Here is a 22,187-nt window from a genome sequence, read left to right as displayed (position 1 = left end):
CGCCATTGAGCTGTTAAGTGCCTGCCATATGTCTTCACGCAAACCATCTCAGCGCAAAATCGCCGCCGCGGCGCACTATCTCATCGAGCCTGCCAATCCGGCGGACCATGAGTTCGTGGTGGAACTCACCGTAGCACAGCCAGCCAAGCGGCAACGTGTGTCGCTACCGGTCTGGATTCCCGGCAGCTATCTGGTGCGCGAGTTTGCCCGCCATCTGCACGGTCTGCAGGCTCGACAGGGGCGCAGCGCCTGTCGCGTTCAGCAGATCGACAAATGCACCTGGGACATCGCCTGCGATCCAGAGCGGCCACTGGTGCTGCGCTATAAGGTCTATGCTTTTGATAACTCGGTGCGCACCGCTTGGCTGGATAGCCAACGAGGCTTTTTCAACCCCACCAGCTTGTGCCTGCGCGTGCATGGGCATGAAGAGGCGCCTCATACCCTCAAAATAGCCAAACCAAGCGGCGCGCCCGACTGGAAGCTCGCTACTGCGCTCACGCCAAGTCGCACCACCTCTGATGGTTTCGGCTCGTATACCGCGGCCAACTATGACGAACTGGCCGACAGCCCGGTGGAGATGGGCGTTTTCTGGAGCGGCAGCTTCATCGCGGGCGGGGTTGAGCACCGGTTTGTAGTCGCCGGTGCGCCTGCATCGTTCGATGGCGCGCGCCTGCTCCAGGACACGCAAAAAATCTGCGAGGCGGCCATACGCTTCTGGCACGGCGCCAAGACGCCACCACATCAACACTATTTGTTCATGTTGAGCGCCGTGGACGATGGTTATGGTGGGCTTGAACACCGCTTCAGCACCGCGCTGATTTGCACACGGCGCGATCTACCCCGCCAGGAACAAGCACGTGCAAGCGAGGGCTACACCACACTGCTGGGGCTCATCAGCCATGAATATTTCCATACGTGGAATGTCAAGCGCCTGCGGCCTTCCGAGTTCGCGCGCTACGACTACACCCAGGAAAACTACACCCAGCTTCTTTGGTTCTTCGAGGGGTTCACAAGCTACTACGACGATCTGATCTTGCGCCGAGCCGGCCTCATAGACGATGCCGGCTATTTCAAATTGCTGACGAAGACGATCAATCAAGTTCAGCAAGCGCCTGGTCGCCACGTGCAATCTGTGGCCGAAGCCAGCTTTGACGCCTGGACTAAATATTATCGCCCGGATGAAAACACGCCCAACAGCACCATCAGCTACTACACCAAAGGTGCACTGGTAGCCCTGTGCTTCGACCTCACTTTGCGCAGCGAGGGCAGAACCACCCTCGACGACGTGATGCGCGCTTTGTGGCAGCGCTGCCAGGGTGGCCCCATGGCTGAAAGCGACTTCGTTGCCGTACTGTCCGAACTAGGGGGGCGCAGTTTTGAGCGCGAAGTGGGTCACTGGGTACACGGCACCAGCGAGCTGCCCCTGAAACAGTTGCTGCAGGCCCAAGGTGTCAGGTTGCTGGATGAGCCTTCGCAACTGGCTCAGGTGCTGGGATTGCGAGTGAGCGAGACAGACGGGAATATCGTCGTGAAAGTAGTGCTTGCCGGTGGCGCTGCGGCGAGCGCTGGCTTGGCCGCTGGAGACGAATGGATTGGCGTGGAGCTTTCAGCCACACGAGGTGTACCCGCGACAAGCTGGCGCATGAACAAGCTGGAGGATTTGCCTCTTTATGCGGGTGCGGCGCGACAGGTCACGGCACTGGTGGCTCGCGATAAAAGGCTGCTTCGCCTGTCGCTTGCCCTTCCAACCGGCGTCACCACCTGGCGCCTACTGCCACCCGACGGGGTAGCGGGAGATCCGCTGCCGGCAAGCGCACGCCCGTGGCCCGGACGCTAAGCACCACCGAGTTCAAACAAGGCCCACGCCGTACGGCTGCGCGTGGCTTAACCGTTGCCACGCTGATTACGTTTGTGCTGCATGTCCTGGCGCTGGCATGGCTCGCAAGCCTGATGCAAGCTCCCAGCGTGCTCAAGGAGGTGGCCGAACCGTTCTACACACGGTCCATTGCCCCGCAGGCGCCCGAGCCGCAACCCGTAGCAGCGCCCCGCGCCCCGCCGCCTCAAAAGCCTTCCGTGCGCATTGCAACGGCCAAGCCTGCTCAGGCGCGTACTCCGAAGCCCCCGCAGGGACCAGCCAGCGTCCCGATCGCGCAAGAACCACCAGAAGAAACAATCACCGAGCCGCCCCTCGCGCAAGCCAGTGCGGCGGAACCCGCAAGCACCGTCGCGCAGGCACCGGACAAGCCCGCATCAGAAGCCGAACCAGGAGCCCAGGTAAGCGACGCTTCTACACCCCTGCCTGCTCCTATGGCCGCCGCGAGTGCCAGTGCCAGCGACACGCCTCCTGCTTTCCTGGCGGGCTGGCCTGCAAACACCCGGTTGCGTTATGACCTGGGTGGGAATTTCCGTGGCGAGCTCCATGGGAACGCGCAGGTTCTTTGGCAACGGGATGGCACGCGGTATCAGGCTGTCATACAACTGGATGTGGGGTTTTTGCTGTCCTCGCGCTTCACCAGCCAAGGCGAGATCACCGAAAGCGGCTTGCGCCCGGAGGTGTATGAGGAGCAAGTACGCTCTAAGCGAAGAGGCGTTCGCATAGGTGAAGATGTGCGCCTGGATAACGGTGACCGCGTCCCACGCCCGCAAGATGTACAGGATGCGGCCAGCCAGTTCCTGGAGCTAGGGCATCGCTTTGCCACGGGCCAGTTGAAACTACAACCAGGCAGCCAGCTCAACTTCTGGCTCGCACGCCCTGGGGGAGTGGATGAATGGACGTACGACGTGATTGGTGAAGACACCGTGCATCTCCCCCGACTCGGCCCTGTGCAAGCCGTGCACCTTAAGCCCAGGCCTCTAGCGAAGCCCCGCGGACCTATCATGGCTGAAATCTGGTTTGCCCCTAGCTTGCAATATCTGCCCGTGCGCATTCGGCTAACCTCGGGCCCGGATACTTATGTTGATCTGGTTGTGGAGACTGTTGAGCAAAAATAGAACCGCGCAGTTTGTACTCGCGTTCTTCCGGCTGCTGATGAGTCATTCGGCGCCTGTTCATCAGCTCGCCCGCTCACGCTCCCCATGTGAGAGAGCGCTGAACATCGCAAGCGAGTGCATGCACTCTACCAATCGCGACACCGATTGAATGCCGCGAGGCTTTCCCTTGCGCCAGACGGATTTTGGGAAGTTTCCTTTTGCGAGCGAATTTCCCGCTCGCGTCCTGGAAGGCTGTGCTGTGATTTCGTAGCAGTTGCATGACTTCCGGGGCCAAACGCATAGCCGGTTCGGAGTGATTGCGGAGGCCTTCACGCACATTGGCCTCAGGAAATGAGATCTTTCCCCAACGGCGCCCTTTCAAATGGCAGCCATAAAACTCACGCCCACAAAAAAACCGCCCGAAGGCGGTTTTTAAAAGATCCTGAGCTGTTTCACGCAGACCGCCTTGTGGGGCGGCCGGTGCTACAGCATCAAAATCAGAAGTTGTGGCGAACGCCCAAACCGTAGTTGTTGGTGCCGTCAAGACGCAGACCAGCCAAGTACACGAAAGTGCGTTTGGACAGAGCGTATTTGCCTTCCAGCAACACGTTGGTGTGCTTTTTGCCAGCGTCGTTGCGACGATCACGTGTGATGTCAGCTGTCACGCTGAACGCGCCGAACAGAGCTGTACCGCCGATTTCGAAGCCTTCACGACGCACGCCGTCTTTACGAGCGTTGTACGAAGCAGCCAGGATAAACGAACCGAAGTTGTATTTACCGCCGAAAGCGTAGTTGGTTTTGCCGTTCGTAACTTTGTTAGCAGCAATAGCGGCAGAGATAGGGCCGTTTGCGTAAATTACGTTGGCATCCCATTTAGCGGCGCCGCCGTTGTCAGGCTTGGCAATGTAGGCCAGTTCGCCAGTGAAACCACCGAAAGAAGGTGATTTGTAGCTGAATTGGCTGCTGTTACGAGGACCAGCACCAGCCCAACGGAAAGTGTTGCTCAGAACGTTGTAGTTCGCAGCGCCAGTCAGTTCCCAGCCTTGTGACACGCCGTAGAACGATGGGTTCAAAGAGCGACCCATTTTGAAGGTACCCCAGTTGCCACCCAACCACAGGTGAGCGGAACGGCCCCAGAAGCCACCACCAGCAGCACTGTTAGCGCCGTCTTCCAGCGACAGACCGGTTTCAAAGTTAAAGCCAGCTTTCAAGCCGCCGCCCAGATCTTCAACGCCACGCACGCCCAGACGGGAAGTGCCGTTGGTCATGCTCACTTGACCAGGCAAGCCGCTAGTGCCGCTGCTCATTTGGGTGCCAGAGCCTGATTGTTTGGTGATGGCAGCATCAGCCACACCATACAAAGTCACGGAAGATTGAGCCATCGCGGCACCGGAGGCAGCCAGCACTGCCAAGGCAATCAGAGATTTTTTCATTGCAAGTTCTCCAAGGTTAAACATAGGGCGCCGGTGCGAAGGGTCCGTCTGCGATTCCCGCCGGTTCCCCGGGCCAACCTCCCCTGTTGGGAAGTTGTTGCTATTGCACCAGACCTGCCAACAACTTGCAAAGGCTTCGGTAATGAATCGCGCTTGTCCGGGCCGTTTCGTTGCACCAGGACAACACGAGCGGGTAACCCGTGGGCAATCTACAACGAATGTAACAACCAAGAGGAGATCTTGCGGCGGAATCAACTCTCGTCGTTCCGCCTCTATCAACTGGCTCAACTGGCAAGCTGACTTCAGCTACGCCAGCTTATCGGACACGCCAATCAGAAGTTGTGGCGAACGCCAACACCGTAGTTGGTGGATCCATCCAGACGCAAACCGGCCAAATACACGAAGGTGCGCTTAGACAAAGCGTATTTTCCCTCCAACAGAACGTTGGTGAATTTTTTACCAGACTGGCTCTTGGTGTCGCGTGCGACATCTGCCGTCACACTGAAAGCACCGAACTTGGCCGTTCCACCGATCGTGAAGCCACGGCGCACCTTACGTGCATCGTTGTAGGAAGCAGCCACTGCAAAAGAGCCGAAGTCGTACTTACCGCCCAAGGTATAGCCGGTTTTGTCTTGCTGCTGCTTGTTGGCCGTGAATGCCGCGCTGATCGGACCGTTGGCATAGATGACGTTGAAGTCCCACTTGGCCTTGGCGGCATTGTCAGCCTTCGTGATGTAGCCCAATTCGGCGCTGAAACCACCCAGACCACCGGGTGTCTTATAGCTGAACTGGCTATTGTTGCGCGAACCAGAACCACCGTAGTTGAACGTGTTGGCGACCACGGAATAGTTGGAAGCGCCGGTCAGCTCCCAGACAGCCACGCCGCCGTAGCTGGGCGAGAAAGCGCGACCCATCTTGAAAGTACCCCAGTTGCCACCCAACCACACGTTGGCTTGGCGAGCCCAGAAGGCGGTAGTGGTCGCGTTACCGTTGTCGAGGTCGAGACCGGATTCAAAATTGAAACCGACTTTCAAGCCACCGCCGACATCTTCAACGCCACGCACGCCGATGCGGCTGTCGCCGTTGTTCATCCGGCTGCCGCTGATGAACTCTGTCTGGTTGGAAGCATCGTTTGCAGGAGAAGTGCCGGTCGAACCGGTTTTGATTCTGCCAAGGCCAGCATCGGCCACGCCATAAAGGGTTACGGAAGATTGGGCCATCGCGGCGCCAGACACGGCCAAGACTGCCAAGGCGAGCAGAGTTTTTTTCATTGGGGTTCTCCAGAGTTGAAATATGCGAACAGGCGCCGAGGCATTGCTTGTGTCGCCACCGCCGCCGGGCCAACCTCCACGCAAACGGGAAGCTGTGAGCCATTGCACCAAGATGCGGTGACGCGAAAAAGACAGAACCGTCTTTTATCAACCGAGGAACATTTTTGTTGCAACGCAGCAACAAAACCGTCAATCCGCTCTAACCCTTACCATTACCCCATGAACTTCACCGACCGACTGCTCTGCGCCGTGGATAGCGGCATGCGCACCTTGTTCGCTGTTCCGCGAGCCGCGCGCCCTACGCCTGCCCCTGAAAATGGCGCTGAAAGCGGTACGCTTTCACCTGCCGAGCGCCGCCTTTCAGGCGCTCTGATGCGCGTCAATCATGTAGGCGAGGTGTGCGCTCAAGCGCTCTATACATCGCAAGCGATGACGACAAAAAACGACACATTGCGCCAACAACTGGAAGCTGCCGCACGCGAAGAGACGGATCACCTCGCCTGGACCAGCGAACGATTGGAGGAGTTGGGAGACCGGCCTTCGCTGCTCAATCCGCTTTGGTATGCAGGCGCTTTCGGCATCGGCTTGGTGGCCGGACGAGTAGGTGGAGACGCGTTGAGCCTGGGCTTCGTGGTGGAGACTGAGCGCCAAGTCGCAGAACACCTGGGAAGCCACCTGGATCGACTCCCCGCACACGACACCGCCTCACGAGCCATCGTGGCGCAAATGCAAGAAGATGAAGCGCATCACGCCGATGCCGCGCTGCTTGCCGGTGGCGTAGAGCTGCCCTTACCGGTGCGCCAGTTGATGCGCCTGGCGGCCCGTGTCATGACCGGTACAGCCCATTACGTGTGAATGGGCTGATCTGGCGAGCGTAGAGGCTTTCTTACGCCGGCTCGACCAGCTCGAACGAAGTAGTAATTTCTGCCGTCTTGCCCAACATGATGGTGGCTGAGCAGTATTTGTCGTGACTGAGCGCAATCGCCCGTTCCACCACCTGAGGCGACAAGCCCTTGGCGATGACCGTGAAATGCATGTGAATGCTGGTGAACACCTTGGGATCGGTTTCGGCGCGCTCGCTCGTGAGTTTGACTGAACACCCACGCACATCGTGCCGCCCACGCTTCAAGATGAGGACCACGTCATAAGCCGTGCAGCCGCCCGTGCCGGCCAGCAGCGTTTCCATAGGACGTGGGGCAAGATTCTGGCCCCCATTTTCTGGCTTGGCTGCATCAGGCGCCCCATCCATCGCAATCACGTGACCCGAACCGGTTTCGGCCACGAAACCCATGCCTGAGCGCGTACCAGCGGCGCCTGTCCAACTCACGGTGCATTCCATATACGACTCTTTTTTATTGAAAGTTAGGGATAAGCGTAGCGGATTTGGCACATTCCCCCCTGCTGGGCGCCAAAAATGCGCACTTTTTGAAAGGTGATTTGTTGCGTTGCAACAAATCACCTGCAGATCACCGTGCTTTTCGCTACACTAGCGTCATGCAAGCAGGGTTTCCCTGCTAACGGTTGTCTCCTCCACCCCTTCAAAAGGTGGATTCAAACCTCGATGCCGCAAGGCCTCGGGGTTTTTTTTGTCTGAAGCGTTTCATCGCCGGGCCGTCCCCAAGATGAAAATCGCCGCGGCCGGCTTCGGTACCTCGGAGGGCAGCGGACCTCGCGAAGCGGGGCAGCGTGGGGGCAACGTTTGCATCGCCGGGCCGCCCCAAGATGAAAATGCGACCCCCTCGGGGGGCAGCGGACCGCGCGAAGCGGGGAAGCGTGGGGGCCATCCTCCAGCACGCCTATGATGGCGTCCTTCCAAGGACTGCCATGACTTCTTTTCCCAAGCAGGCCAGCGATACGCATGGCCTCACCAATACCGACTATTTGAAACAGGTACTCACGGCGCGCGTGTACGACGTGGCCATTGAGTCAGACCTTGCCCCTGCGCAGGCGCTGAGTCGCCGTCTGAACAATAAAGTGCTTTTGAAGCGAGAAGACCAGCAGCCGGTGTTTTCCTTCAAGCTTCGCGGTGCCTATAACAAAATGGTGCACCTGACGCCTGAGCAGCTCAGCAATGGGGTCATCTGTGCTTCCGCCGGCAACCACGCACAGGGGGTGTCTCTGTCTGCCAAAAAGCTAGGCACACGCGCTGTCATCGTGATGCCGGTGACCACCCCGCAACTCAAGGTGGATGCAGTCAAAGCACTCGGCGGAGAGGTTGTGTTGCAGGGTGAAAGCTACTCCGACGCCTACGACCATTCAGTCAAGTTGCAGCGCGAGCAAGGACTGACTTTCATCCATCCGTTCGACGACCCGCTCGTGATCGCCGGGCAAGGCACGATCGCCATGGAAATCCTGCGTCAGCACCAGGGGCCACTCAATGCGGTGTTCGTCGCGATCGGCGGTGGTGGCCTCATCAGTGGTGTGGCGAGCTACATCAAAGCTGTGCGCCCGGATATCAAGGTGATCGGAGTCCAGATGATCGACTCCGACGCCATGGCGCAATCGGTGGCGGCGGGAGAGCGGGTCACGCTGTCGGATGTGGGCCTGTTTGCCGATGGCACCGCAGTCAAGCTGGCTGGCGAAGAGACCTTCCGGGTCACGCGTGCACTAGTGGATGAATTCATTCGGGTCGACACCGACGCCGTGTGCGCCGCCATCAAAGATGTGTTCATAGACACCCGAAGCATCGTAGAGCCCTCAGGGGCAATGGCTGTGGCGGCCATCAAGCAATATGTGGCAACCCACAATACCAGCGGCGAAACCTATGCGGCGATCCTCTCCGGCGCGAACATGAATTTTGATCGGCTGCGCTTTGTGGCCGAGCGCGCCGAAGTTGGCGAGGAGCGCGAAGCTTTGTTCGCGGTGACGGTTCCTGAAGAGCGGGGCAGCTTTCGCCGCTTTTGCGAAAGTATTGGCCAGTTGCCAGGCGGTACGCGCAGCGTGACCGAATTTAATTACCGTATCAGCGAGGCCGCCGCTGCTGGCCGGGCACACGTGTTCGTGGGGCTGACCACGCAAGGCAGGGGTGAATCTCCGCGCATTGCCGCTGCCTTGGAACAGCAAGGCTTTCCTACGCTGGATCTCACCCAGGATGAACTGGCCAAGGAGCACGTGCGCTACATGATTGGCGGCCACTCTCCCTTGGCACGCGATGAGCGTCTGCTGCGTTTTGTTTTCCCGGAGCGGCCCGGCGCGCTGATGAAATTCCTGAGCCTGATGCGGCCCAATTGGAATATCTCGCTGTTTCATTATCGAAACCAGGGTGCCGACTATGGGCACATTTTGGTGGGTATGCAGGTGCCGCATACGGACGATCAAGCGTTTCGGGTGTTTCTGGATGAGTTGGGATATCCGTGGGTGGAGGAGACGGAAAATCCGGTTTATAAGTTGTTTTTGAAGTAAGAAAGCCCGGGTCTTGGCGCGTGAGGGTGTATTCACCCTCTCCCTTTGGGTGGGGTGGGGCGGGGCCGGCCAACCGGTGAAGGCAAGGGTTTAACTCCCTCTCCCCCTGGGAGAGGGTTGGGGTGAGGGCAAGCGGCGGTTGATTTGTTGATAGCTCTTGATAGTTACCTTCTCCTCTTTTTCTTTAGGTCGGAGGCCGGGATTGCGCCCGGCAGCGCAGTCCCTTTCTTTGCTCGCACAAAGTAAGGAACCAAAGAAATGCGACCCCAAGTCCGTGTCCCTGCGCTGCGCTCCGGGCAACCTGCGGTGCTCGGTCAAGGGGGCCGGCCATCCGGCGCGGTGCGGCAGAACTCGCTTCGTTCGCTTCGCTCTCTACCCTCAAACAGCTGCCGCAAGCTAGTTCTTGAAGCAAGAGCATCTTGCAGTGCTCTTGCCCGCCCCCGGATGGCCGGCCCCTTGACCTGCGCTCCTCGGCACGGCCTCAAGGGGTTGGGGACTCACTCGGGCCATTGCTGCGCTCGGCCTTCGAGATATTAGTCTTTCCCTTTCGGGGAAAGATGAGTACAGAGCCTTGAACGGTATGGCTCTATGGACCTAGCCCTTGCAAGCCCTACTCTCAGCCAGTCAACCAGAAGTCGCAGGAGACGTAGGAATCAAAGGCAGCGCTGCAGGGGACGCCGGAGTAGCCGCATTGGCTGGAGGAGATGACGCAGCGGGCAGTGGCATGTGCAAACTCGCTTCACGTCCACTGTTTGAAAGCACCGCTGTACGCGGAGACACTGAGGTGAGCGTCCAGCCACTATCAACCTCGGCCCCCAGGACAAATGGTTTGGCCGGCTTGCCGCTGACCGCAATCAGCGCTGCGCCGCGCCCATCATGCGTGACTACGCCACGTAGTGCCAAGCGGCTGACCACGTCGGGTGCAGCGGCTGTTGCCCCGCCCACGGGCGCTGTGGCGCCCAGTGCACGCGCCACCACCTGCCTATCAACCACTACGGATCGCGCCGTGCCAGCAGCAGGCGGGACGCCCCTGCTCTGGGCACCAGCGGCATACATGGCCCAATAGAGCGCACTGCCTGCTGCCACGGCCCAAACGGCGAACGTGACCAAGCCCACCACGATCCGGGGCGATGCCATGCGCGACTTCATGGCTTCCAAGAAACAAAAGCTGTCATCATCTCGCGATTATCATTGATACGACTTGCCTTTCCGGACCGTTTTTTATGACATCACCCCGTCTATCCCGCTGGCGCCGTGCCGCTGGCTTCACTTTGATCGAACTGATGGTCGTGCTGGTCATCATTGGCGTGCTGGCCGCGTTGATCGTGCCCAACGTGCTCGACCGCACCGATGACGCCCGCGGCACCGCCGCCCGCACAGATGTCCACAACATCATGCAGGCGCTCAAGCTTTACAAATTGGATAACCAACGCTTTCCGACCGCCGAGCAAGGTTTGCAGGCGCTTATCGCACGCCCGGCATCACCTCCGGCGCCTGGAAACTGGAGGCCATATCTTGAAAAACTCCCCAATGATCCTTGGGGTCGTCCTTATCAATACCTCAACCCAGGCGTGAAAGGCGAGGTGGATGTGATGAGTTTCGGCGCTGACGGCCAAAGCGGTGGCGAGGGAAAGAACGCGGACATCGGTAGTTGGCAGTGATGGTGAATGAACTTCGATGAGGGGGCGGCACGCCATGGCAGGCGATAGCCGTTTGTCATGCGATGGTCACACCCCACGCGGCTTCACGCTCATCGAATTGATGCTGGTGATGGCGGTGATCGCCATAGGCACCGCCGTGGCCAGCCTCGCCATGCGCGACAGCACGGCGGACGCGCTTGCACGCGATGGAGAACGACTTGCCGCGCTGCTGGAATCAGCTCGTTCGCGCTCTCGCGCAGCGGGCGTTCCGGTGCGCTGGCAACCGACGGCTGATGGCTTTGTTTTCCAAGGCCTGCCGCCGGGCTCTGACCCCCTGCCCACCCGATGGCTGGATAGTCAGACCCGCGCGATCGGCAACGCGCCGCTGCTACTCGGACCAGACCCCTTGATTGGCTCTCAATCAGTACTGATTCACCGCGCCGGCACCAGCCAGCCGCTGGTGAGCATTTCCACAGACGGGCTGCGGCCCTTTACGGCGGCCAGCGTATCGCCATGAACACTCCATCGCGCGGTTTCACACTGGTCGAGGTGCTGGTGGCTCTGGCTATCACGGCCATCGCGCTGGTGGCTGGCTTAAAGGCCACGGCCGCGCTCACCAGCAATGCAGAACGGCAGGGCCATGCGCTGCTGGCACAGATCTGCGCCGAGAATCAGCTGATCGGCCTGCGGCTAGCGCGCCAACTGCCTGGTGTGGGCGACAGCACGAGCGATTGCGTACAGGCCAACCTGGGTCTGCAGGTCACGCTGAGTGTGCGCCCCACGCCCAACCCCAACTTCCGCCGCGTCGATGCGGCGGTGAGTGAAGCGGGGGTGCAAGTGCTGCGGGTATCCACCATCATTGGGCGCAATTGATGGCCCACTCAAAATTCGCCCTCAGGCCACGCGGCTTCACACTGATAGAGGTGCTGGTTGCGCTGTCCATCATGGCCGTCATGGCGCTACTCACCTGGCGTGGCATTGACGGCATGGCGCGCGCTCAGGAGAGTACCCGCAGCTACACGGATGACGTGCTCGCACTCCAGGCGGGGCTCGGCCAATGGCGCGCTGACCTGGACGCCATGATGGTTTGGCAATCTCAGGAAAACCCCTCCGGCGCCCCCCCCACTTCAACCATCAACCGCAGCCTGGCCTGGAATGGAAGCACCTTGCGCGTTACCCGCACGACAGCTGGCGATGCAGGTGCCGGCATTCGTGTGGTGGCCTGGACACGCCGCGCCGGCAGTGGCCAGTGGCTGCGCTGGCAATCGCCCCCAGTGCAGACCATTCAAACCTGGCAGGCCGCGTGGGAGGCCGCTGCCCGCTGGGGTGAAACAGCTTCGTTGCAAGGCACGCCGTCCGGAGGAGCCGCTGAAACAGTCATTGCCTCCGCACTCGATTGGCAATTGCACTACTTTCGAAACAACGCCTGGACCAACCCTCTTTCCAGCTCCGCCGACGGTGCGGACGCTGGCACGGCCGTCCCTGATGGAATCCGTCTGATGATCACGCTTTCTCCGGGCCAGGCTTTGGCTGGCCCTATGGTGGTGGATTGGGTCAGGCCCACCTTCGGAGGCGCGTCATGAAGCGCACGCGGGGAGCCGCCCTGCTGGCCGCCATGATCACGGTAGCGTTGGTGGCCACGCTGGCAGCCGGGGCCATGTGGCGCCAATGGCGCGGCGTGGAGGTTGAAGCCTCCGAGCGGGCTCGCGTCCAATCGGGCTGGATTCTTAACGGCGCGCTGGATTGGGGCCGCCTGGTGCTCATGGGCGATGCCCGCGAATCAAGCTTCGACCACCTGGGCGAGCCCTGGGCAGTCCCGCTGGAAGAAGCCCGCCTGTCTACGTTCCTGGCGGGCGGTGAAGCCAGCACCGAAACCGAGCGCGAGGCCTTCCTCTCGGGCCAAATCGTCGACCTTCAGTCTCGCCTGAACATCATGAACTTGCGGCTGACCAGCGATAAGGCCGATGGCAAGCAGTCGATCGACCGATTTAGGCGCCTGTTCGAGCTACTGAATCTGCCATTGGACGAATTGGAATCACTCCAAGTCAACCTGGTGAGCGCGCAAGCCGCCCTGCGCGAAACCAAAGTGGAAAACGGCAGCGACGCACCTTTGATGCCACAGCTGTTCGATCAACTCACCTGGCTCGGTTTGTCTCCGGCAACGCTGAAAGCCCTGCGGCCTTATGCCACCTTGCTACCGCTTCTGGACAACGCCCCAACCCCGGTCAATCTCAACACCGCCAGCGCTCAAGTCATCTATGCCGCCGTACCTGGGCTGGATCTGGCCAGTGCCGAGGGGCTCGTGAGCGCGCGAACCAGCGCTTTCTTCCGCAGCACGTCCGGCGCCCTGCAAACGGTGCAGAAAAGCGGAGTCGATGCCCTGCCCACAGATTGGACCAGCGTGACCACCAACTTTTTCGAGGTACGCGGCCGGCTGCGGCTGGACGATGTGGCGCTGGAGGAAATCTCTCTGGTGCGGCGTATCTACACGCCCAGCCGGAAGGTGGCGCTTACATTGTGGCGTCAGCGCGCGGCCATTCACACAGTAACACCTGGGGCTGGGCCATGAGAGGAAGTTGAGCTTTGAGGGCATGGCACCGCGCTCGCCTGGAGCGAAGCATGCGGTTTTTTTCGGTCAAACGCCGAACGCCCAGGCTTTCTCCTTCACACTAAGCCCATAGAATTACTCGCGCTCATGAGTCTGCTCCTTATTTCACTGCCCTCGGGCTCGCCCGGAACCTACGATTTCGCCACCTCGCGCGACGGTCAAACCGTGGCCGCGCATGGAAGCGCAGCGCCCGGTCTTCTGCCGCCCGCTGGTCGGGGTGTAGAAGTTGTGGCCATGGTGCCACCAACCTTGCTGTCCTGGCAGCGTGTCCAATTACCCAAAGGTATCGGCCCTGGCTCGCCACGCTTACGAGCCACACTGGCCGGCCTGCTCGAAGAGCATTTGCTCGATGATGCGGACCAATTGCACTTTTCCCTCGAACCCGGCGCGAGCGGTGGGAGCACGGCATGGGTAGCCGTGTGCAACCGCCCATGGCTTAGCGAACATTTGCACGCGCTCGATGCCGCGGGCCGCACCGTAAACCGGATCGTGCCCGAACTGAGCCCGCGCACCGGGCCGCTGCGCCTTATCGTGGCAGGCGTGCCAGAACGAGCCCAGCTACTGATCAGTGGTGATGCCGTCCCGGGCGGTGTGCAAGCTTTGCCCCTGGGACCGGGCGCACTCTCCCTGCTGCCTCAGCCGATCAGCGATGCCGCCGGTAATGGGGAAGCTCAGGCGCCCGAACTCTTGGCCGAGCCTGCCGTTGCTGCACTCGCCGAACAAACGCTTGGGTATCAACCCACCATCCAGCAAGCGCCGGAGCGCCTGCTGGCGGCTACCCGGTCCTCCTGGGACCTTGCTCAGTTCGACTTCTCTCTTGGCGGCCGTGCGCGCGCAGCAAAACGCGCCGGCGCCCTATGGCGAGATCTGATGTATGCACCAGCGTGGCGCCCTGCACGCTGGGGAGTCGCGCTTCTATTGTTGGCCCAACTGGTTGGCCTGAACTGGTTGGCTTGGCAGACACGCACCGATCTGGCGGCAAGGCGCACGCTGATCGACTCCGCGCTCACGCAAACTTTTCCGCAAGTCAAAGTGGTGGTCGATGCGCCAGTACAGATGGCACGCGAAGTCGCCACGCTGAGGCAGGCCTCTGGTGCATTTTCAGCGCGCGATCTTGAACCCGTTTTAAGTGCTTTTGCGCTTGTCGCGCCAGCGGGCGCCGCGCCCTCGGCCATTGAATTTTCTTCCGGCGAGCTGCGTGCCCGCGGCGTTCAAATGGCGGCCAGCGCGCTCGCCGAAGCCAACCAGAGATTGCGCCCCATGGGCTATCAGATGCAGACCGAAACCGATGCCATAGTCTTGCGCCCGGAAGGTGTGCCATGAGCAAGGCTATGCCCTCTTCACCCCAAAATCGCAGTCTCATGGCCACCTGGGCCAACCTGGAAGCGCGGGAGCGCCGCTTGGTCGGCTGGGCCTTGGCGGTGGTGGTATTGGCACTTCTTTGGTGGGTGGCACTGGCGCCCGCCATAAAAACACTGCGGGCAGCTGGCCCCCAAAGGCAAGCGCTTGAAATACAGGCGGAGCAGATGCAACGCCTGCAGGCCGAAGCGGAAACACTCAAGGCCTTGCCCAAAATGGGGCAGAGCGAAGCTTTGCGAGCGCTGGAGACTGCGGGTAAGCAGCGGCTCGGTGCGAGCGGGCAGCTCAACGTGGTCGGTGACCGGGCTAATGTGACCTTGAAAGACGTACCCGCAGCCGCACTGGCAGAGTATCTCGCGGATGCACGTGCCAATGCACGTGCTGCACCCGTGGAAGCGCGCCTGTCTCGCGTGCCAGGCGCTGCGCCCGGCACGCCGGCGCGTTGGAACGGCACACTTTCCTTGAGTCTTCCCCAGCCATGAACGCTGCGCCCTTCAAGGCGTCGAAACGCGCCGCCCCGACCGCCCAGAAAGAGCGCGCACCCTGGAAATGGGCGCTGGCCGGCGCCCTGCTCTCGCTGATCGCCGTACTGATTCTGGCTGCGCCCGCACGCTGGTTGGCCACCACGCTGGCGCGTGGTACCGGTGGCGTGGTGCAACTGCAGGACGCCCAAGGCAGCGTGTGGTCCGGCTCGGCACGGCTGGTGCTCACCGGAGGCGCCGGGAGCCAGGGAAGTACGGCTTTGCCGGGGAGAATTCACTGGAAGCTGAGGCCGGCAGGGCTGGGCGTTCGCGCGCAACTGACAGCCGAGTGCTGCACACCGGGCGAGCCGCTGGATCTGCGCATCACTCCAAGCTGGAATGGCGCACGACTGGCATTGACAGACGGAAAAACCGCCTGGCCTGCTGCCGTGCTCACGGGGCTGGGTACACCTTGGAACACCATTCAACCCCAAGGCGAGCTCGAGCTATCCACACGAGGCCTTTCAGTAGAATGGCTGGATGGCCGGGTCATCATGGGGGGTAGTGCAGAATTTACCGCTCGCCATATGTCTTCGCGGTTGTCCACCTTGCAACCCCTTGGCTCCTACCGCATGACGCTCACCGGCGGCGACTCTCCTTCACTTGATCTGTCCACGCTGGAAGGCGCTTTGCGCTTGGCCGGCAAGGGTCAATGGGTAGGTTCACGGCTGCGGTTTTCCGGTGAAGCCAGCGCGGCGCCGGGCATGGAGACCCAGTTGGCCAATTTGCTCAACATCATCGGCCGCCGCCAAGGCGAGCGTGCCATCATTTCGCTAGGCTAAGCCGAGATCACAACCTCATGAGTGCTATTTTTTCCAGGATGTGTCATCCGGCAATGCCCGGCCATGTTGCCCTATCGAGCTGGCCCAGGCACCGGATCGCCATGGCGATCCTGGCCATCAGTGCGGGCTCATTGACCCCCGGCGGTCTGTCGCTCGCGCAGGCAGACGCTAAAGCGACGCGTGGCGGCAACGTCACCTTGGATTTTGCTGGCGCAGAGATCGATGCCGTGGCGCGCACCATGGCCACCATCAGCGGACGCAACGTGGTGGTCGATCCCCGCGTCAAGGGCACCATGACGCTCACGTCCACCGTGCCTGTGAATGCAGCACAAGCGCTCCGCCTCTTCCAGACCCAGCTGAGAACGCAAGGGTTCGCCTTGGTGGAAAGCAATGGCATCTATCTGGTAGTTCCAGAATCAGAAGCCAAGCTCCAGGGCGGAACCGTTTCCGCCGGCGATAAACCCGCAGGCGGCGGTCAGATCCAGACACAGATATTTCGCCTCACGCATGAAAATGCGAACAGCCTCGTGCCGGTTCTGCGGCCTCTGATCAGCCCGAACAATACGATTAACGTCAACCCCGGCAGCAATTCGCTGATCATCACAGACTACGGCGATAACCTGCAGCGATTGGCCCGCATCATCGCCAGTCTCGATGTTTCCCAGGCCACCGGTGTGGAAGTCGTGCGCCTTAAACACGCGGTGGCCTCCGATTTGGCTCCTCTGGTGTCCAAACTGCTGGAATCAGGTGGCAGCACAGGCGGCGCGGCAGTGCCCTCCGCCGCGCCCGGCATTCCAGGACAGCCCGTCAACGCCACAAGCGCCGCGAACGCCGATGGCGGCTACCGTACCACGCTCATTCCTGAACCCCGCAGCAACGCCATCATCGTTCGCGCGGGCAACCCAGCGCGGCTGGCCCAGGCCAAGGCGCTCATAGAGCAGCTTGACCAGGCTCCTGCAGCCCGCGCGGATGGCTCCGCAGGGAACATCCACGTGGTGTACTTGAAAAACAGCGATGCCACCAAACTGGCTGTCACTCTCCGCGCCGCCATGGCAGCGCTTCCGGGCCAGTCCAATACGCCAGGTGGTGCCACAGGCGGCGGGGGCATTCCTTCCGGCGGGCTGACCAACACCTCCCAGTCGCAGAACAACAGCACCAACCAGGGCGGTTCTTCATCCGGTGGCGGCATGAGCGGCATGAACAGCGGCCCGAGCATCAACGCCGCCGCGAACAACCAACCATCGACAGGCGGTCAGATTCAGGCTGACCCCTCGACCAATTCGCTGATCATCAGCGCACCAGAACCGGTGTACCGGGAGCTGCGAGCCGTCATCGACAAACTCGATCAACGACGAGCGCAAGTCTTCGTGGAAAGCCTGATCGCTGAAGTGCGTGCCGACAAGGCCGCCGAACTTGGCGTGCAGTGGCAAGCATTGCTTGGCGGTGCCGGCATTGCGGGCACCAACTTCTCCACCGCCAGCGCCAGCGGTGGTGCCGCGGCGACCAACCTCATCACTTTTGGTGCGCAATTCATTGGCATGAACAACAGCACCACTGGCACTAACGCTTGGAAGCCGAGTGTCGCGCCTGGCAAAGGTTTCAATCTGCTGGCCGGCTCCAGCACGCTGGCGGTGCTGGCCAATTTCCTTCAATCCTCAGGCACCGGCAACGTCCTCTCAACGCCCACACTGCTGACGCTGGACAACGAGGAGGCCAAGATCATCGTTGGCCAGAACGTGCCTTTCGTCACGGGCAGTTTCACGAACACGGGTAGCGCCAGCAGCAACACCTCGGTCAACCCGTTTCAGACCTACGAGCGCAAAGACGTGGGCCTGACCTTGCGCGTACGGCCCCAGATCAGCGAAGATGGCACCATCAAGATGGTGATCTATCAGGAAGTATCCGATGTGGTGGCTGGCACAGGCGGCAGTCCCAATGGCCCTACCACCAACAAACGCGCCATCGAATCCAGCGTGCTGGTCAACGATGGCGCCGTGGTCGTACTCGGCGGGCTGCTGGAAGACAAGTTCGCCCGCAACGAAGACAAGGTACCCGTGCTGGGCGATATACCCCTGCTGGGCAACCTATTCAAGTCACAAAGTCGCTACGCAGTTAAAACTAACCTGATGGTGTTCCTGCGCCCTGTGATCGTACGAGACGCCGCCGCCGCCGAGAGTTATTCGCTTGACCGGTACGACTATATGCGCCGGGCGCAACAGGGCAACCAGCCTCCTTCAAGCGTGGTGGAGCACGCCAACCAGGCACCGGTCATGCCGCTCGTGGTGCCGAACAACCCTGAAGCCTGGAGACGCCCAGCGCCTCCGGCGCCCCTGATTGACCCGCCGGCCAGCGGAGAGAACCACTACTTGAGTCGCCCTCCTGCTCCTATGACCGAGCAACCGGCCAGCGGAGAGGGTAACTATTTGGGCGGCGCGAGTTCGCGCCCCTTCAACTAATCAAAAGGCCAAAGGCGCATGCGCTACCTGCTGCCCTATGCTTTCGCCCGTTCGGCCAGCCTGCTGCTGGAAGATGACGGACAAAGCCTGACGTTGTGGCACAACGGCCGCCCAGACCCCGCCGCTCTGAGTGAAGTCATGCGCCGCTTCGGCACGGCCGATGTGCCTCTGGCGCTGCAACAGTCCGATCCGCAGACGTTTGCGCAGCGCATCAGCAACGCTTACTCCGCGAACGAATCCAGCGCGGCAGCCGTGGTGAGCGAAGTCGAATCTGATGCCGATCTCTCCCGCATCATGCAGGAGCTTCCGGCTGTCGAAGATCTGCTCGAATCCGCAGACGACGCGCCCATCATCCGCATGCTTAATGCGTTGCTCACACAAGCCGCGCGAGATGGCGCCAGCGACATCCATATCGAAGCCTACGAGCGCCATAGCGCGGTGCGCTTTCGAGTCGACGGCGCGCTGCGCGAGGTGGTCAGACCCAACCGCGCGCTGCACGCGGCACTCATTTCGCGCCTGAAAATCATGGCCGATCTGGACATCGCCGAAAAGCGCATGCCCCAAGACGGACGCATCAGCCTGCGACTGGGCACTCGCGCGATCGACGTGCGGGTGTCCACCATACCCAATGCCCACGGCGAGCGTGCCGTACTGCGTTTGCTCGACAAATCCGAGAGCAAACTGAGCCTGGAATCTGTAGGCATGCTGGGCGATGTGCTGCAGAAGTTCGTGCGCCTGATTGCACAGCCGCACGGCATCATCTTGGTGACTGGCCCCACGGGCAGCGGCAAGACAACCACGCTATATGCCTCGCTTGCGCGGCTGGACGCCACGCGCAACAACATCATGACGGTGGAAGACCCCATCGAATACGATTTGCCTGGCGTAGGGCAGACGCAGGTGAATTCGAAGATTGACCTCGATTTCTCCCGCGCGCTGCGAGCCATCCTGCGCCAAGACCCGGACATCGTCATGATTGGCGAAATCCGTGACATCGAAACCGCCCAGATTGCCATCCAGGCTTCACTCACAGGCCACCTGGTGCTGGCCACACTCCATACCAATGATGCCGCCAGCGCCGTCACTCGCCTGACCGACATGGGCGTGGAGCCCTTCCTGCTGAGTTCTTCTTTGCTCGGCGTCCTGGCGCAACGACTGGTGCGCAAGTACTGCACCGCATGCCACGGCGCCGGTTGCGACGCCTGTGGAAAGACCGGGTACGCTGGCCGCACTGGCGTGTTCGAGCTGCTGGGGGTCGACGACGAGATCCGCGCTCAGATCCACAACCGCTCGGCAGAGTCGGAGATCCGTGCCACTGCCCTTTCACGCGGCATGCAGCTGATGCGTGATGATGGTGAACGGTTAGTGGCGCAAGGCATCACCAGCCAGGAAGAAGTTCTGCGCGTGACGCGGGATTAGTTCCAGGCCAGCACATTGCTGGCTTCGACTCGGTGGATTCGGCGCAGCCGCCACCACCTCCTGATGCATCGTCAAGCGAACTAAGAACGTGTTCTTAGGCATTGGCCTACACACGAGTTCGGCCCGGACGCGCAAAATAAGCAGATCGCCTTGAGCGCAGCGCGGCAGCATCTGCTTATGGAACAAGAAGAAATAATTTCCGGACTCATGCAGCCAGTGCCCCGGATTTCCCCGAAGTATTTCTACGATCAGTTGGGCTCCAAGCTGTTTGAGGCCATCACACGCCTGCCGGAGTATTACCCCACCCGAACAGAAAAGGCTTTGCTGGAACAGCAGGCCGCTGACATCAAACGGTTGGTGGGCGAGGTCAATACGGTGATTGAGCCTGGAGCGGGAAATGTCGAGAAGGCACGCATGCTTTGCCAAATACTTCAGCCCAAATATTTTGTCGGAGTAGACATCTCCGCCGAGGTGCTGAAAGACGGCATTGATCGCCTTCGGCACGCCCAGCCCACTTTAGATGCTCGCGCGGTCATCGCAGACCTGACGAATCGCCTGGACCTGCCAGAAGACATCCCCATGGCACGGCGACTGGTGTTTTATCCGGGCTCTTCGATTGGTAATTACGATCCACCACAAGCTCTGGAATGGCTGCACAGGGCGCGCTCCTGGGTAGATGCCACCGGTGGATTGTTGATCGGAGTGGATCTTCCCAAGGAGGTCGCCGTGTTGGAAGCTGCCTACGACGACGCAGCCGGCACCACAGCGCGCTTTAACCGCAACATTCTCGCGCACGTCAACACCGTGATCGGCAGCGATTTCGACCCGTCCCAATGGTCGCACAGGGCTTTTTTCAATCCGGTTGCTTCGCGCATCGAAATGCATTTACAGGCCGAGGAAGGACAGCGCGTACGCTGGCCGGGTGGCGGCAGGGAATTCGCGCATGGTGAACGCATTCACACGGAAAACAGCTACAAATACGCCTTACCCGTGTTCATGACCATGTTGCGCGAAGCGGGCTTCGCGCAAGTAAACACGTGGACCGACGAGCGCGGCTGGTACGCACTTCTATACGCTCAGCCATGACCACCTCTCCTTTTCACGGCGGCGGCGCTCTGGCCGAGCACTATGACGCCGTACGCCAGCACTCAGTGGCACTGATAAAACCCCTCTCGGCGGAGGATTGTGCCGCCCAGTCGATGCCCGATGCGAGCCCGGCCAAATGGCATTTGGCACACACCACCTGGTTCTTTGAGACATTCGTTTTAGCGGAGTTCGAACCCAACTTCACGCCCTTTCGCCCGGAGTTCCGCGTCCTCTTCAACTCTTACTACCATGGCATTGGAGAGCGACATCCACGCCCGCAGCGAGGACTACTGACCCGCCCCGGTCTAGGCGAGGTGCTGGAGTACCGCTCCAATGTGGATCACCGCATGCGCGCGCTACTGAACAGCGGCGTAGCAAGCGGGTCCTGGAATCCGCTGGTAGTCCTTGGCCTGCAGCACGAGCAACAGCATCAGGAGTTGCTGCTGACGGACATCAAGCACCTGCTTTCCTGCAACCCCCTGTGGCCAGCCTACCAAGACGAAGCTGCACGTCCTGCCGGTATTCCCTCGCCAAAGGGTTGGAATACTTTCGACGGTGGCCTGATTGAGATTGGCCACTACGGCACCGGGTTTTCATTTGACAACGAGCTCCCTCGTCACCGGGTGTACCTGCAGCCCTACGAACTGGCTTCAAGCCTGGTGAACAATGGCGAATTCGCAAAATTCACTCTGGAGGGTGGATACGATGATTCGTCATACTGGCTTTCAGAGGGCTGGGATTGGCGAACTCAGAACAACGTGAACCATCCGCTCTATTGGCAGCGCTGTGATGGTGGTTGGGATGAGTTCACCCTGGGGGGCCGGCGAACGCTGGACCCGGCAAGTCCAGCGGTTCATTTGTCCTACTATGAGGCCGACGCTTACGCTCGATGGGCTGGCGCCCGGCTTCCAACAGAAGCTGAATGGGAATACGCTGCGGCCACGCACACTGAAGGTTCACACGAGGGCCAGTGGTTCGGGTCCGCTTGGCAATGGACTCAATCATCGTACGCGCCCTATCCCGGCTTTCGTGTCGCCGCCGGAGCGGTGGGTGAGTACAACGGCAAATTCATGGTCAACCAATATGTACTGCGCGGAAGCTCAGTCGTCACACCTCCTAGTCACGCGCGTTTGAGCTATCGCAACTTTTTCCCCGCCACAGCGCGCTGGCAATTCAGCGGAGTGCGGCTGGCGCGAGACTCGGGCTGAAGACTCCCAAAAGAAAACGTCGCCGTCACTGC

Annotated in this window: 20 protein-coding genes; 16 read left to right on the top strand and 4 right to left on the bottom strand. The window is 60.6% G+C overall.

Annotation, left to right across the window (positions count from 1 at the left end; translation table 11 throughout):
• Positions 1-28 precede the first annotated feature (28 nt).
• Together G518_RS0132040 and G518_RS0132035 are read left to right on the top strand one after the other, a co-directional pair.
• Entirely contained in the window at positions 29-1,837 is a 1,809-nt protein-coding gene (locus G518_RS0132040; protein WP_028605947.1) for a M61 family metallopeptidase, read from the top strand.
• Positions 1,822-2,991: a DUF3108 domain-containing protein gene (locus G518_RS0132035; protein ID WP_028605946.1), complete on the top strand. Its 1,170-nt coding sequence runs from the start codon at positions 1,822-1,824 to the stop codon at positions 2,989-2,991. The genes G518_RS0132040 and G518_RS0132035 overlap by 16 nt, the downstream gene beginning before the upstream one ends.
• A gap of 476 nt (positions 2,992-3,467) precedes the next feature.
• Here the strand turns inward: G518_RS0132035 and G518_RS37990 are convergent, their stop codons facing one another.
• Together G518_RS37990 and G518_RS0132025 are read right to left on the bottom strand one after the other, a co-directional pair.
• Complete coding sequence (locus tag G518_RS37990) at positions 3,468-4,403, bottom strand: porin (protein ID WP_051237648.1); 936 nt, start codon at positions 4,401-4,403, stop codon at positions 3,468-3,470.
• 332 nt (positions 4,404-4,735) lie between these two features.
• Positions 4,736-5,674: a porin gene (locus G518_RS0132025; RefSeq protein ID WP_028605945.1), complete on the bottom strand. Its 939-nt coding sequence runs from the start codon at positions 5,672-5,674 to the stop codon at positions 4,736-4,738.
• 219 nt (positions 5,675-5,893) lie between these two features.
• Between G518_RS0132025 and coq7 the strand changes: the two genes are divergently transcribed.
• On the top strand, positions 5,894-6,529 hold the full coding sequence (coq7, locus tag G518_RS0132020) for a 2-polyprenyl-3-methyl-6-methoxy-1,4-benzoquinone monooxygenase (RefSeq protein WP_028605944.1): 636 nt from the start codon (positions 5,894-5,896) through the stop codon (positions 6,527-6,529).
• 31 nt (positions 6,530-6,560) lie between these two features.
• Here coq7 and G518_RS0132015 read toward each other — a convergent pair whose 3' ends face one another.
• Complete coding sequence (locus G518_RS0132015; protein ID WP_028605943.1) at positions 6,561-7,013, bottom strand: OsmC family protein; 453 nt, start codon at positions 7,011-7,013, stop codon at positions 6,561-6,563.
• Positions 7,014-7,498: 485 nt separating this feature from the next.
• Between G518_RS0132015 and ilvA the strand changes: the two genes are divergently transcribed.
• Positions 7,499-9,076, top strand: a complete 1,578-nt coding sequence (gene ilvA, locus G518_RS0132005; protein WP_051237647.1) for a threonine ammonia-lyase, biosynthetic — start codon at positions 7,499-7,501, stop codon at positions 9,074-9,076.
• A 624-nt stretch (positions 9,077-9,700) separates the two neighbouring features.
• Here ilvA and G518_RS37985 read toward each other — a convergent pair.
• A complete protein-coding gene (locus G518_RS37985; RefSeq protein ID WP_051237646.1) occupies positions 9,701-10,213 on the bottom strand; it encodes a type II secretion system protein N in 513 nt (170 codons plus the stop codon).
• Positions 10,214-10,299: 86 nt separating this feature from the next.
• On the opposite strand from G518_RS37985, the gene gspG reads away from it, so the two are divergent.
• From gspG to egtB, 12 genes are all read left to right on the top strand, one after another.
• Positions 10,300-10,737 (top strand): type II secretion system major pseudopilin GspG, encoded by a 438-nt coding sequence (gspG, locus tag G518_RS0131995; RefSeq protein WP_028605941.1) that lies wholly within the window; start codon positions 10,300-10,302, stop codon positions 10,735-10,737.
• Between the two features lie 34 nt (positions 10,738-10,771).
• Positions 10,772-11,233, top strand: coding sequence for a pilus assembly FimT family protein (locus G518_RS0131990; RefSeq protein WP_051237645.1), 462 nt, complete (start codon positions 10,772-10,774; stop codon positions 11,231-11,233).
• A complete protein-coding gene (gspI, locus tag G518_RS0131985; RefSeq protein WP_051237644.1) occupies positions 11,230-11,589 on the top strand; it encodes a type II secretion system minor pseudopilin GspI in 360 nt (119 codons plus the stop codon). Before G518_RS0131990 ends, gspI begins: the two co-directional genes overlap by 4 nt.
• Positions 11,589-12,299, top strand: coding sequence for a PulJ/GspJ family protein (locus G518_RS0131980; protein WP_028605938.1), 711 nt, complete (start codon positions 11,589-11,591; stop codon positions 12,297-12,299). The genes gspI and G518_RS0131980 overlap by 1 nt, the downstream gene beginning before the upstream one ends.
• The gene (gene gspK / locus G518_RS0131975; RefSeq protein WP_028605937.1) at positions 12,296-13,285 is read left to right on the top strand and encodes a type II secretion system minor pseudopilin GspK; all 990 of its coding nucleotides are present in this window, start codon (positions 12,296-12,298) and stop codon (positions 13,283-13,285) included. Before G518_RS0131980 ends, gspK begins: the two co-directional genes overlap by 4 nt.
• Positions 13,286-13,411: 126 nt before the next feature.
• Positions 13,412-14,647 carry a type II secretion system protein GspL gene (gene gspL, locus G518_RS0131970; protein ID WP_028605936.1) on the top strand — a complete coding sequence of 412 codons (1,236 nt, stop codon included), beginning with the start codon at positions 13,412-13,414 and terminating at the stop codon, positions 14,645-14,647.
• Between the two features lie 8 nt (positions 14,648-14,655).
• Positions 14,656-15,165, top strand: coding sequence for a type II secretion system protein GspM (gene gspM, locus G518_RS0131965; protein ID WP_245598229.1), 510 nt, complete (start codon positions 14,656-14,658; stop codon positions 15,163-15,165).
• Positions 15,162-15,986: a type II secretion system protein N gene (gspN, locus tag G518_RS0131960; RefSeq protein ID WP_028605934.1), complete on the top strand. Its 825-nt coding sequence runs from the start codon at positions 15,162-15,164 to the stop codon at positions 15,984-15,986. The genes gspM and gspN overlap by 4 nt, the downstream gene beginning before the upstream one ends.
• A gap of 17 nt (positions 15,987-16,003) precedes the next feature.
• Complete coding sequence (gene gspD, locus G518_RS37980; protein WP_245598228.1) at positions 16,004-18,442, top strand: type II secretion system secretin GspD; 2,439 nt, start codon at positions 16,004-16,006, stop codon at positions 18,440-18,442.
• Between the two features lie 18 nt (positions 18,443-18,460).
• A complete protein-coding gene (locus G518_RS0131950; protein WP_028605933.1) occupies positions 18,461-19,861 on the top strand; it encodes a GspE/PulE family protein in 1,401 nt (466 codons plus the stop codon).
• A gap of 177 nt (positions 19,862-20,038) precedes the next feature.
• Entirely contained in the window at positions 20,039-20,947 is a 909-nt protein-coding gene (egtD, locus tag G518_RS0131945; RefSeq protein WP_028605932.1) for an L-histidine N(alpha)-methyltransferase, read from the top strand.
• A complete protein-coding gene (gene egtB / locus G518_RS0131940) occupies positions 20,944-22,155 on the top strand; it encodes an ergothioneine biosynthesis protein EgtB (RefSeq protein WP_028605931.1) in 1,212 nt (403 codons plus the stop codon). Before egtD ends, egtB begins: the two co-directional genes overlap by 4 nt.
• Positions 22,156-22,187: the final 32 nt, after the last annotated feature.

It is taken from the genome of Ottowia thiooxydans DSM 14619, from assembly GCF_000422885.1.
Lineage (GTDB): Bacteria > Pseudomonadota > Gammaproteobacteria > Burkholderiales > Burkholderiaceae_C > Ottowia > Ottowia thiooxydans.
This window is presented reverse-complemented; position numbering and strand designations above follow the sequence as displayed.